Raw genomic sequence first — 13,625 nt, 5'->3', positions numbered from 1 at the left:
CTCCAATACGAAACACTTTGTTTTAAATAACAACGATTCAATAAGATCAAAACCACTCAAAAACCAACATAAAAACTTAAATATCAACCAGTTATAATCTTTTGAACAATCTTTTCAATTGTATAAGTGTATTTCACTAATCACTTATCAAAATGGACAGATTAATATCACAACAAGAAAAGAAAAGAGAAAAAAAAGTAAGCTATTTAAAGATTGCTTCTGGAGTAATTATCCTTTGCGGGGCACTCTACTTTATCAACCATTTTTTATCTAAATCTATCGATAGAAATGACATTCTAATTGATGTTGTTGAAAAAGGTGATGTATCCTTAACTATTAGAGGTACAGGAAAAATTGAGCCTACTATTCAAAAAGCAATTACTTCTCCTTTTTCTTCATTCATAGAATCAACTAACACCTACTTAGGCCAAGAGATTAAAGGTGATCAGCCTTTATTAACGATTAATACTGCAGAAGCAGAAAATCAATTGATGGCCATGATTGATGAAGCAGATATTAAAAGATCTCATATCAATAAAGAAAAGTTACGCCTATCTAAAGAACTATTTAACCTTAAAAAAGATACTGAAATTAATCAGCTTCAACTTCAAAGAAGAGAAGAAGAATTGAAGTCAGAAGAAAAGCTACTATCTATTGGTGGTTCTACAGCAGAAAATGTTCAACAAGCCAAGACCTTATTAAGTGTTGAAAGATTGAAGCAAGAACAGTTAGCCCATGACCTTCTTATTAAGGAAAAAGCAATTACTCAAGAGATTAGAACTCTAGAATTAGCTCTTTCTATTCAAATAAAAAACATCAAGGAACAAGAGAGAAAACTAGAGAAAGCGAAAGCAAAAGCAGGGATGAGTGGAGTGATCACTTATTTAAATGATAAAGTAGGTGCTTCTATTTCAGAAGGTGAAGTACTAGCAAGAGTGGCTAACATGGAGCAATTTAGAATACGAGGTAGAATCTCAGATCAATACGTTTCTGTATTATCTATCGGAATGGATGTAATTGCCAATACCTCTAAGGCTGCTTATTTCGGTTCAATTTCTAGTATCTCCCCTTCTTCTGACAATGGTATGATCACTGTTTTCATCCAATTAGAAGAGCAGAAAGGCTTAGAATTACTAAGACCTGATATGGTCACTGATTTATCCATTATTCGAGAACAACATCAAAATGTATTAAGAGTAAAAAATAAAGGAGCTTTTAAAGGGAAATTGGTAGAAGAAATCTTCTTAGTAAAGAATGGTCAAGCCCAAAAGGTAAAAGTAAAAACGGGTTATAGAAATGCTGAGTGGGTTGAAGTACAGTCTGCATTAAATGAAGGTGACTCTGTTATTATTTCTCCTACAGATAAATTCAAAAATGTACCACAAATCAACATCAACTAACAATGAAAACATTCAACTATATACTTTTCATCTTATCTATTTCTTTTGTTTGTCAAGCTCAAAAGGTTCTAACATTACAACAGTCTATAGATTTAGCTCAACAAAATTCAAATTATGTACGATTAGCGAATACCACATTAGAAATTGAAAGAGCAGATTATAAAGCCTTTCAAACTAACTTAAGACCTCAATTAGAACTAAAAGGTACTCCTTCATCTTACGGAAAAAACTACAATCCTATTACTCAGCCAGATGGTAGTATTGTTTACCAAGCTGTGGAACAGAATAATATTAACATGCAATTGAATCTTACTCAACAAATAGCTGCTACTGGCGGTGCATTCTTTGTAGGTAGTCAGATCAATCGTTTTGATGATTTTCAAGGTAACTTCCATCAATATCAAGCACAGCCAGTATATGTGGGATACTCTCAACCGATTTTCCAATATAATGAGTTGAAGTGGCAAAAAATATTGGCTCCACTACAACTTCAAGAAGCTGAGAAGCAATTTATTGAAGACATGGAATGGATCGCTGTACAGACTACCGAATTTTATTTCAACGCATTAAGTGCACAGTGGAATGCAAATATTGCTCTACTCAATCTTGAAGACAATAAAAAAATTGCTCGTATCACAAAGGCAAAATATGAACTAGGAAAAGCTAGTGAAAGTGAAGTTTTACAAGTGGAACTAAACGTTATTTCTGCTGAACAGACTTTCTCTACTGCTCATTTAAGCTATAGGAAATCAATGCGATCATTAATTAATTATTTACAAATTGATTTATCAGAAGATGATGACATTAAGCTTTTAGTACCATCTGAATACACCTTAAATGAAGTGAGTACTGATGTAGCTTGGGAAAAGGCAAAGTTAAATCGCAAAGATTTCATCAACTATGAAAGAAGAAGAATTGCTAGCCAAAGTGAAATTATTAAAGCAAAAAGAGACAATAGGTTTCAAGCAAATGTTGAAGTTGCATTTGGTTTAAGTAACCAAGCTGGACAATTAGGTGAAGCATACCAGAATACCATTCAGTCTCAACAAATCAATGTTACGTTGGCTGTTCCTATCCTTGATTGGGGAAGAGCTAAAGCAAGAATTCATTCTGCACAAAAGAGTTATGAATTAGTCAATGCTCAGATTGATCAAGATCAATTGGATTTTCAAAGAGATGTAGTTAATGCCAGCGAGCAACTTGAAACCATGGCAAAACAGGTAACATTTATCAAAACTGCAGACGAAGTTGCTCAGAAGAAATATTCTATTGCACTCCAACGCTATGAATTGGGCGATATAAGTATTCGGGAATTGGTTTGGTCAACAGATGAAAAAGATCAAGCAAAAAATGCATACATCAATACCTTAAAATCGTATTGGATGAGCTACTACCAACTTCGTACAGTAACATTATTTGACTTTGAGGAAGGGGAAAATATTAGATATGTAATGAAGTAGTGTTTTAGAAAAGTGCTACAAAACGGAACACTTTGCATTTCTATGAAGCATTCTCTTTTGTATAAAAAGGAACAAAAATAAACGCAATCAACTGATTATAAGTTACTTAAAACTATTAGAATGCTTTTTTCAATAGATATAATGAACTTTAAAACAGTTCGTTAGAGTTTTCTACTAGTGTCAAATTAAAAAATATCAAACGAATTAAATCAACCTAAAAATGATTGAACTTAAAAATATCAGCAAAGTATTTAGAACAGATGCCGTTGAAACTTGGGCATTAGAAAATGTATCATTAACGGTAGAAGAAGGTGAGTTTATCTCTATCATGGGACCTTCTGGCTGTGGTAAATCTACATTGTTAAGTATCATGGGACTACTTGACTTACCTTCTGAGGGAACAATAAATATCAACGGAAGTAATCCATTAAGCCTTTCTGACAAGAAGCTAGCTAAATTTAGAAATCAACATTTAGGGTTTGTCTTCCAATCATTTCACCTTATTAATGATTTAAGTGTGAGAGAAAATGTAGGAATGCCTTTACTATATAGAAAAATTTCTTCTAGCGAGGCTAAAAAACGAATTGAAGAAGCCTTAGAGAAAGTTGGATTATCTCACAGAATGGATCACAAACCTTCTCAGTTATCAGGTGGACAAAGACAAAGAGTTGCCATTGCAAGAGCTATTGTAGGAAATCCTTCTATCATTTTTGCTGACGAACCAACCGGTAATCTAGACTCAGTAATGGGCGATGAAGTAATGCAAATGCTTTTAAAACTGAACAAAGAAGGAACTACTATAGTGATGGTTACTCATGATGAGCAACAAGCCAAAATGACTGATCGAATTATTAGAATTTTTGATGGACGTCAAGTATCTATTCAAGCTCAAAACCTAGAAACTGTTTAATTATGAAGACTTACATCAAACTTGCTTGGTACTCTTTAAAAAAGAATCCGTTCTTTTCTTTTATTATCCTATTCGGTATTAGTATCACTATCATGATTGTCATGTTTGTTGGATCAATACTGGAAACAGGATACGGAAGCAATGGCATTTACAAGGATATAGACCAAGTATTGATCGCACCTCAACTAAAAGTAAAAAGAACTGAAGGAAATGGTTGGTCCAACTCTGGGTTTAGCTACAGTGCATTCAAAGATTACTTCTCGAAAATGAAAACTCCAGAAGTTATGAGTGTTACAATGAACCACTGGTATACTAACTTATACTATAAAGATTTAGGTCTAGATGTTCAAAGAATGAGCATCGATAATAACTTCACCAAAATCTTTCCTTTGCAATTTATCATTGGCCGTCCATTTAGCTTCGAAGATTTAGAGCAAAGAAAAAAACTAGTCATTATCTCAAAATACGTTGCTGACAATATTTTTGGAACTGAAGACCCTCTGAATAAAAAAATAAAAATACAATCAGAATACTACGAAGTAATTGGTGTCATCGAAGACGTAAATAAGATGAGACGTCAAGCTACAGCAGATGTATATACTCCTTTGGATATATACCAAAAAGAAAATACTGATTGGCATAGATTCTTAGGAAACAATACCATGTTGATGAAATTCAAAGACAAGGACTCTATGGAGGCTGGTCAAGATGAATTCCAACATATCATCTCATTACTTCCTATTAATAAGGAGCATAATGAAGAAAGTATGAGTGCTAAGTTCTTAACTGAAAAAGCTTGGTTATTCTATCATATGCTTGAAATCGAAGATGAAAAACTATTTGGTGTCTACCTTTCATTAATAGCATTTTTTGTGATGTTAATACCTGCACTAAGCTTGATTAATTTAAACATCACAAGAACCTCCGAAAGAACCGCTGAAATGGGAATTAGAAAATCTTTTGGTGCTTCCTCATTGGACCTTCTTTATCAATTATTAATGGAGAACATCTTCACAACACTTATCGGTGGTTTTATTGGGGTATTACTGACTTTTGTAGTCATCTATCTATTCAACACATACGGTTGGATTGGCAATAATTTCAACCTAGAAATCAATTTCCAATTATTGATCTACGGTTTAGGCTGTACATTATTCTTCAGCTTAATGTCAGGCTTCTACCCTGCTCTAAAAATCTCAAACTTTGGTATCATCAGTTCACTTAAAAACGATAAACAATAATGATTAAGCATCTATTAAATATCCTTTGGACTCGAAAAAAGAAAAATACTTTAATGATCATTGAGATCACATTTTCTTTTGTGATACTATTCCTACTATTCTCACTATTGTACAAAAAACTAGAAAACTACTCTCACCCGACTGGTTTTAGTACCGAGAATATTATGATCATGACATTAGATACCAATTCTGAAACTGAAGAAGAAGAAGATCAAATCTATGAGGCAATCACTCAATCTTTACTTTCTAATGAAGAAATTGTTGATGTTACAGAGATGGATTATTCCCATTCTTATTTTGGAAGTAGAAATACTACAAGATATACATTCGAAAATGGCATCACTTTCTGGCCAACAGAACAAAGGTTACGTCCACATGCTGTGGAATTTATGAACTTCAATTTTGTAAAAGGTAGAGTGTTTACTGCAGCTGATAAAGAAAGTAGTAAAGAAACGATTATTGTCAACCAACAATTGTATGATAAATTATCTCCTTACTTAGATGCAGATGATTCATTTGGATCGGAAGAAAGAGGTTACCAAATAGTTGGTGTTATCGATTATTACAACTTCGAAAGTGATTTAGCAGATCAAGAAGATATTGTTTTAAGAAATGCAGACAATCTAGATTGGTTAAAGGATAGTCATCAAAGTAAGTTATTTATTAGAACAAAAAATGACCCTAGAAAAATTGAAGCACAAACGGTAAGTAGAATAGAAAAATTAAGTAATAAGCTTAGAGTAAAGGTCTTATATTTCGACAACCTTCAAGATGAGAAAAATAATTATGCCATGCTTCCTCTGTTCTTAATCAGTTTTGTTGCCTTATTCTTGGTGTGTAATATCGCATTAGGCCTTTATGGGGTATTATGGTACAATATCAGTAAAAGGAAAAGTGAAATTGGTATTCGTAGAGCAATGGGTGCATCTACTCAAGATATATTTAAACAAATCTTCTCAGAAGTATTCTTATTGTTTATTATTGGAACCAGTTTGGGTAGTATAATTGCGATTCAGTTTCCTTTATTGGGTGCATTTAATTTCACTAACAGTATATATTTAATTGGAGCATTATTATCTTTGGTTTTTGTATTACTCATTACAATTATTTGTGGATATTACCCAAGTAAATTGGCAATGAAGATTACACCAAATGAAGCTTTAAATGAGCTGTAAATAAACAACCGAAACTCTATTTCTTGTTTAAAGGGATAGAGTTTCGGAGATCCCAATCAATTATTACCATGGCAAACAACTACGTACTGATCATCGATGATGATGAAGCAGTAAGAAAATCTATCGGATTATTTCTCAAAATGAATGGTTTCAAACCTATACTATCTCCAAATCCAACAGAAGGAATACCACTATTATCGGAGTTTGACTTTTCTTGTGTCCTTTTGGATATGAACTTCAAAGTGGAAACTACAGGAGAAGAAGGTTTAGATACTTTAAAGAAAATCAAACAACATCAACCTGACCTTCCGGTAGTACTATTTACTGGTTGGGGAAGTATGCAATTAGCTATTGAAGGAATGAAGCTAGGCGCATCAGACTTTCTAAATAAGCCATGGGAAAATGATCATTTGTTAAAGTGTATCACTGATGCGATCGCAGTCGAGAAAAATAAGTTTAAAACTAAACTGCCAGAAAAATCTCCAACCAGAAAAAAACTAGAGCAACAGTTTGATATTTCTCATGTTATAGGACAAGACCCAAAATTACTCCAAGTACTAGAAACGGTTGGCCGAGTTGCCAAAACTAATGCACCAATACTTATTATGGGAGAAAGTGGTACTGGTAAAGAACTTATAGCTGAAGCCGTTCATAAAAATAGTCCTCGAAAAGATAATGAGTTTGTGAAAGTGAACCTTGGAGGTATTTCACAATCATTATTTGAATCTGAAATGTTCGGACATAAAAAAGGGTCATTTACAGGAGCATATACAGATAGAGAAGGACGATTTGCTGTTGCAGATAAAGGCAGTATTTTCCTGGATGAAATGGGTGAACTTGATTTATCATCCCAAGTTAAGCTCTTAAGAGTATTACAGGAACGTAAATTTGAACCCCTAGGTTCTTCTAAAACTCAAACAGCAGATTTCAGAGTAGTATCTGCTACTAATAAAACACTCCCGGACTTAGTAAAAGAGGGGAAATTCCGAGAAGATCTGTTCTTCAGAATCAACCTTATTACGGTAGTACTCCCACCACTTAGGGAAAGAAAAGGAGATATTCCATTACTCGCCAATCATTTTTTAGAAAAGCTCGAACAGTCTTATGGTATCACAGGGAAATCATTTGCTCCGGAGACGCTAAAATGGTTACAAAAACAACCTTTAAAGGGAAATATCAGAGAATTAAAAAACTGGGTAGAAAGCTCTGTGCTTATGAGTATGAATGATATTCTTCAGGTAAGTGACTTTGAGAATAACCCAACTAATATTAATGCATTCCAGAATGATGAAATTAAAGAAGAAATTATTCCGAATGGGATGACATTAGAAGAAATGGAAATCATTATGATTAAAAACTCATTAAATGACAACCGCTTCAAAATTGCTCCATCAGCCAAACAATTGGGTATATCAAGAAACGCTCTTTATAGAAAAATAGAAAAATACGGTATAACAGATGCTCAAGATTGAATATAGCTTATTATCATTAATAGTTGCTGGGACTTTAATAGGTGTCACCTACCCAACAAGGCTTCAACACCCTGAGTTATTTCTAATTGCAGAAGTTGTGGCTGTTGTTGTTGTACTTTGGATTATTCGTCTTTGGTTATTTATCAATAAACCATTAAAAGAGTTGAATAATGCACTTAGGTTATTGTCGAATAATGATTTTCAATCCCGATTATTACCAACTCCCCACCCTGTTGTCAATAAACTAGTTTTTGTTTTTAACAAGATGATTGATAGGATTCACCTTGAAAGAGTTGAACAAAGAGAACAGAGTTATTTTCTAGATCATCTGATCAAAGCGACACCTCATGGTATCATTATCTTGGATTATGATGAAAAGATTATCCAAGTTAATCCAACTGGGTTAACTATGCTGGAAAAAGAAATGGATGAGTTAGTTAACGCTAAACTAACTGAAACGGGTAACCCACTTCTCTCCTCTTTAAGCAATTTACCTTTAAATGAATCCATAGAGCTACAACTTACTGGTGGGCGTCGCTATCGTTGTCAAAAATCTGCCTTTATTTTCAAGGGTTTTCAGCAACAATTTATCATCATTCAAGACCTTTATTTGGATGATATAAAGAAAGAGAAAAAAGCATATAGTAAAGTCATTAGAATGATGAGCCATGAAGTCAATAACTCAGTAGGCGCCATCAATTCTTATGTTGACACCTTAAAACTATTTCAACCTTCAGACCAAGAGCTTAAAGAAGACTATTTGGATGCTTTAGAGATCATCAAAGGTAGAAATAATTCCATGGCTACATTTATGAAGAACTTCGCATCTGTAGTAAAAGTACCTGATCCTCAATTAGAAGAAATTGACTTTTCAAAAGTCTGTAAAGATCTTATTCAATTATATCACTCTGACTTTACTTCACTCAAAATCAAGGTTGAAAACAATCTCCCCGAAAAGTTAAACGTTGTTGCTGATCCAAATCTTATTGAGCAATTATTGATTAATGTTCTGAAGAATGCCAAGGAAGCACTTATAGAAACCGAAGACGCAAGAAAAATCGAAGTTAGTTATAATATAAGCTCCAAAACAATCAGCATTTGGAATTCTGGACCTGAAATATCCGAAGAGGTAGAAGATAAACTTTTCACTCCTTTTTACAGTAGCAAAACAACAGGCCAAGGTATTGGATTAATGATTTGTAGAGATGTACTTGTAAAACATGGTTGGGACTTCAGTTTATTCACCAATGAAAGAAAGGGAGCTACTTTCGAAATAAAAATGGCTACTAAGTAATAACTCTAAAGTGAATCCCTTTTTTGTAACGGATAATTTAAATGAATTATCTTTCATTAAGGTTTACTATCGATTATCATCATTAAAAATTACATTTAAAATTTATATTTGTAGCCGATACGTTTTAATTCAATTTTCTAAAGCAGTATGAATTTAAAAATACGCCTTACCATCATGAACTTTTTACAGTTCTTTATTTGGGGGGCTTGGTTGATTACCATTGGAGGTTATTGGTTTAAAACCATGCAATGGTCAGGAACAGAGTTTGGAGCAATTTTCTCTACGATGGGTATTGCTTCTATATTTATGCCTGCCCTTGCAGGAATTATTGCTGACCGTTATATAAGTGCAGAAAAGCTTCTAGGGATATTTCATGTTATCGGAGCAGGTATTCTTTGCTACCTTCCACAGATCGATAATCCCTCTACTTTCTTTGTTGTCATGTTACTTAATATGATTTTCTACATGCCAACAATCTCATTGTCAATTACTGTTGCCTACTCGGCATTACAAAAAAACAATTTAGATATTGTAAAAGTATACCCACCTATTCGAGTTTGGGGTACTGTAGGTTTTATTGTTGCAATGTGGGTGGTTAGTTTATTAAAAATCGAAACTTCACCGGCTCAATTCTATGTTGCTGCCTTGGCTTCAATATCACTTGGCCTTTATTCATTTACTTTACCTTCTTGTGGAGTAAATAAAGGAGGCTCATCAAAAACTTGGGTTGAAGCACTTGGATTTGATGCATTTAAATTATTCAAACAAAAGAAGATGGCATTATTCTTCATCTTCTCTATGTTATTAGGAGCCTCATTACAGCTAACCAATGCTTATGGTGATATCTTCTTACATGAATTTGATACTAATCCTTTATTTAAAGACAGTATAGCAGTAAAATATCCTGCCATCATTATGTCGATCTCACAGGTATCTGAAACACTATTTATTTTAGCTATTCCATTCTTCTTAAAGCGTTTTGGTATTAAGAATGTTATGCTAATGAGTATGTTTGCTTGGGTATTGAGATTTGGATTATTAGGTATCGGTGACCCTGGTTCAGGGTTAGTTTGGATCATTATTTCATGTATTGTCTATGGTATGGCATTTGATTTCTTTAATATCTCAGGTTCATTATATGTTGAATCTCAGACAGATGAAAAGATCAGAGCATCAGGGCAAGGCTTATTTATGATGATGACCAATGGATTTGGAGCAGTATTAGGTAGTTCTGTATCTGGTGTAATGATTGATCAGTTTTTTACTGATACAGAAGGACTAAGAGATTGGCCAAATATCTGGTTTGCCTTTGCAGCCTATTCATTGGTAGTTGCAATTCTTTTTGCGGTATTGTTTAAACACAAGCACAATCCAAAAGACATTGAAAGTTTTAGTCATTAGACTTTTAGAACAAAAATTAAAAAGGTCAACCTGAGTAATTCATGTTGACCTTTTTGTTATAATAATCATGCATAGTTAATTTTATACAATTGATATTTCACACTATTACTTAGCAAAAAATGAAAAACATAATCCGCCTAGTATACATCTCATTACTTATATCCTCTTGTCAACAAGAAAAAGAATTACCTAAAGAGTATATTAATGAAGATTTAGAATTACATCAATTATCAGAGCATGTTTGGCAACATATCTCCTTCTTAAATACGGAAGAATGGGGAAAGGTGCCTTGTAATGGTATGGTTGTGATAGATGATGGAGAAGCAATTATCATTGATACACCCACCGATGTGAAAAGTACTCAACTACTTTACAATTGGTTAACGGAAAATGATATCACAATAAAAGGTGCGGTACCTACCCACTTCCATATTGATTGCCTTGGTGGCCTAAGTTATCTTCATAGTAAAAATGTAGCATCTTATGCATCAAATTCTACTATTCAACTTGCTAAAGAAAATGGTTTTGAAGCCCCACAGAATGGTTTTACAGATACTTTAACACTACAAGTTGATGATCACCCTGTCATTCTAAAGTTTAAAGGTAGTGGACATACAAAAGACAATATCGTTGCTTATGTACCTAATGATAAAGTTTTGTTTGGAGGCTGTATAGTAAAAGGTAAAGGATGGTCTAAAGGCAATCTTGCTGATGCAGACACTCTATCATGGGCCAATTCGATTCAAAATATTAAGTCAGACTTTAATGCAATTGAAGTTGTGATACCTGGTCATGGAAAAGTAGGCAATACTGAATTACTCGATTATACATTTGAGCTATTTAAGTAATAAATATCACATCTGACCTAATAACACACCTACTGATAAGACTATGCAACCTCCTATGACAATTTGTATCACAGACTGTTTAATTGAAGCTTGTAGGTAATTTTTTCTAAGCCAAACGATTACTGATAGTTCAATTAATACAATGATGAGGGCAATAACTAGGGCTTCGCTAAAATCTTTAAATAGGAATGGAATTGTATGCCCTAATCCTCCAGTTGCGGTCATAGCCCCTGTAATTAAACCTCTTTTTAAAGGGTTTCCTCTTCCAGAAATATTACCATCATCTGATAAATATTCTGAGAAGGTCATACTAATCCCTGCTCCAATAGATGTTGCCAATCCGACAATAAAAGTATTCCATGAATTATGGGTTGAGAATGCCGTAGCAAAAATAGGTGCTAATGATGAAATAGTCCCATCAGTTAAGCCTGCTAATGCAGGTTGTATTCTTTGTAAGATAACCTCTTTTCTATTCATAGTTCAATGTTTAAAGTAGTTTCATTTATTCAACAATTATTCTGTAACTGTTAAATACTCTTACTTTTTAAAAACGATAGAAAAAGGTCCCTGTTAAGTTTATTTGTTGTTATTTAAGTACGGTTAGAATAATTAGTATCTCTAAAAAAAGCTGATTAATTTATATAAAAAAAGGCACTTTCACTGATATTAAAATCAATGAAAGTACCTTTAAAATTAAAGTTTAAGTACAGACTAGACTATGCCGCTTCTTCTTCAGTATGTGCTTCCCTTTTTATCCATTTCATAATATCTTTTAGGTCTGCGATATTAATGTTGGCATTAGGAAAAGCATTAAAAGCTTCACCGTCTTTGGGTGCAATCATTAAATAATAACCTTTATTAGAGTCTTTATTAATCTCTAACCTTGTGGTATTCCTTACGATACCAAATTTACGAATCTCGTAAAAATGGAACTCTTGCTTTTTGTCAACAAACATGCTTTTGTGATGCAGAGACAACATTTCATCTCCAACAGAAAGAACAGTAGTACCGTTTACCTTTTTAATAAAGTTGATAAAATTAACGATACATGATAAGCCGCTTACCATCAGGAGTAAAGACATCGTTAGTTGATAAGAAAGTATCCCATCATTGTTGAGGTAATAAAATGATAGTCCTAAAAAAATGATTGCTGATAGAGTAGAGAAAACACCATACTTTTTATAGCCATTCTCTCCCCATTTAATAGTGATTGATTTCATAGTAATATAGATAATTTAATGAAGTTGAAGTAGGCCATTGTTGGTAAAAAATCGAACGCGAAATGATTTCTGACCTACTTCAGTTTAGTAATATAATATGTTGGAATTTACCAAGCCTCGATCAAATCGATAAGCTGGAAATATAGTTCTTTGGAGTGGGTAGGGAAATTGGCAACTCTAACTTGAGTAGCCTTGTTTGGGCCATATCCAGAGCTGACAACAAGCCCTTGCTCTTCTAGATATTCCATTAAATCTTTTGCAGATCTATTCTCTTTTACATCAATAACTATTACCGTTTTTGAACGTAATCTTTCTTCTTTTACTGCAAAATCAAGGTCTTTATGTGCAGACACTGCCGCATATAACATCCCTGCCTTATATTCTGTTTCACTTCTTACGATTTTCATTTCTCGTCGAAGAAGATCTTCACTTACTTTTCCTAATAAATAAATACCAAGAGCGTTTGGTGTAGCTGGAGTCATGTTTTTCTCCGCATTTTTTAATAACGTGAAAATATCGTGATATCCACCTAAATGTCTACCATTTGCTTTCACGGCCTTTGCTCTTTCTACACATTTATCATTAAAGATCCATACTCCTAAACCTGCAGGCATACCCATACCCTTTTGTACTGAGAAGTATAATGAATCTACTTTAGTAAGATCAACATCTACATACGGAATCGATGAAACTGCATCTATAGCAATCAATTTATCCGGGTTTGCCTCTCTAATGTTGTAAATATCTTCCACAGGAAACTGAACTCCTGTAGATGTTTCATTTTGAGTAATGGCAATAAAATCAGAATCTGCATCAATTGCATAATCTTCTTGTGAAAACCCCTGTCCTAATGGTTTTTCAACCTTTTGAGTTTCTAATCCCCAATCTTCAGCAAAAGCATGAAATCTTTGAGAAAAAGAACCATTTACAAAATGTGTACTTTTCTTAGAAATACAGTTTTGAGCCAATCTTTCCCATACTTCTGTTGCTGATCCTGTAAAAACGATGTGGTAATCTTTAGGAACATTCAACATTTCTCTTACTTGAGAAATGGTAAAAGCAAACATGTCTTGAAAACCTTTGCTTCTATGAGAAATTACAGCAACATTCTCTTTGAGTGCTTGCTGTATATGGCCTTCTACTGTGAAGTACAACTCACTAGGACCTGCAGTTAGATGAAATTTTTTCATAAAAAGTTTATTGT

12 protein-coding genes are annotated in these 13,625 nt (G+C 33.5%); 9 read left to right on the top strand and 3 right to left on the bottom strand.

Going from position 1 to position 13,625, the window contains the following annotated elements; translation table 11 throughout:
* Window positions 1-152: 152 nt before the first annotated feature.
* From QL232_RS22835 to bla, 9 genes are all read left to right on the top strand, one after another.
* Window positions 153-1,400, top strand: coding sequence for an efflux RND transporter periplasmic adaptor subunit (locus QL232_RS22835; protein WP_281615901.1), 1,248 nt, complete (start codon window positions 153-155; stop codon window positions 1,398-1,400).
* Between the two features lie 2 nt (window positions 1,401-1,402).
* Complete coding sequence (locus QL232_RS22830; protein ID WP_281615900.1) at window positions 1,403-2,860, top strand: TolC family protein; 1,458 nt, start codon at window positions 1,403-1,405, stop codon at window positions 2,858-2,860.
* A gap of 220 nt (window positions 2,861-3,080) precedes the next feature.
* Window positions 3,081-3,770, top strand: coding sequence for an ABC transporter ATP-binding protein (locus QL232_RS22825; RefSeq protein ID WP_168881264.1), 690 nt, complete (start codon window positions 3,081-3,083; stop codon window positions 3,768-3,770).
* 2 nt (window positions 3,771-3,772) lie between these two features.
* On the top strand, window positions 3,773-5,011 hold the full coding sequence (locus QL232_RS22820; RefSeq protein ID WP_281615899.1) for an ABC transporter permease: 1,239 nt from the start codon (window positions 3,773-3,775) through the stop codon (window positions 5,009-5,011).
* Complete coding sequence (locus QL232_RS22815; protein WP_281615898.1) at window positions 5,011-6,186, top strand: FtsX-like permease family protein; 1,176 nt, start codon at window positions 5,011-5,013, stop codon at window positions 6,184-6,186. Before QL232_RS22820 ends, QL232_RS22815 begins: the two co-directional genes overlap by 1 nt.
* Before the next feature lie 68 nt (window positions 6,187-6,254).
* Window positions 6,255-7,658: a sigma-54 dependent transcriptional regulator gene (locus tag QL232_RS22810; RefSeq protein ID WP_281615897.1), complete on the top strand. Its 1,404-nt coding sequence runs from the start codon at window positions 6,255-6,257 to the stop codon at window positions 7,656-7,658.
* Window positions 7,645-8,952, top strand: coding sequence for an ATP-binding protein (locus tag QL232_RS22805; protein ID WP_281615896.1), 1,308 nt, complete (start codon window positions 7,645-7,647; stop codon window positions 8,950-8,952). Before QL232_RS22810 ends, QL232_RS22805 begins: the two co-directional genes overlap by 14 nt.
* 147 nt (window positions 8,953-9,099) lie before the next feature.
* Window positions 9,100-10,353 carry a nucleoside permease gene (locus QL232_RS22800; protein WP_168881269.1) on the top strand — a complete coding sequence of 418 codons (1,254 nt, stop codon included), beginning with the start codon at window positions 9,100-9,102 and terminating at the stop codon, window positions 10,351-10,353.
* Window positions 10,354-10,472: 119 nt separating this feature from the next.
* Entirely contained in the window at window positions 10,473-11,201 is a 729-nt protein-coding gene (gene bla, locus QL232_RS22795; protein ID WP_281615895.1) for a subclass B1 metallo-beta-lactamase, read from the top strand.
* Window positions 11,202-11,207: 6 nt separating this feature from the next.
* Here bla and QL232_RS22790 read toward each other — a convergent pair whose 3' ends face one another.
* The 3 genes from QL232_RS22790 to QL232_RS22780 form a co-directional block, all read right to left on the bottom strand.
* Window positions 11,208-11,678, bottom strand: a complete 471-nt coding sequence (locus QL232_RS22790; protein WP_168881271.1) for a VIT1/CCC1 transporter family protein — start codon at window positions 11,676-11,678, stop codon at window positions 11,208-11,210.
* A 239-nt stretch (window positions 11,679-11,917) separates the two neighbouring features.
* Window positions 11,918-12,421, bottom strand: coding sequence for a hypothetical protein (locus tag QL232_RS22785; protein ID WP_281615894.1), 504 nt, complete (start codon window positions 12,419-12,421; stop codon window positions 11,918-11,920).
* A gap of 107 nt (window positions 12,422-12,528) precedes the next feature.
* Window positions 12,529-13,611 (bottom strand): aminotransferase class V-fold PLP-dependent enzyme, encoded by a 1,083-nt coding sequence (locus QL232_RS22780; protein WP_281615893.1) that lies wholly within the window; start codon window positions 13,609-13,611, stop codon window positions 12,529-12,531.
* Window positions 13,612-13,625 lie beyond the last annotated feature (14 nt).

It is taken from the genome of Flammeovirga sp. SubArs3 (assembly GCF_947387565.1).
GTDB classification, from domain to species: domain Bacteria; phylum Bacteroidota; class Bacteroidia; order Cytophagales; family Flammeovirgaceae; genus Flammeovirga; species Flammeovirga agarivorans.
This window is presented reverse-complemented; position numbering and strand designations above follow the sequence as displayed.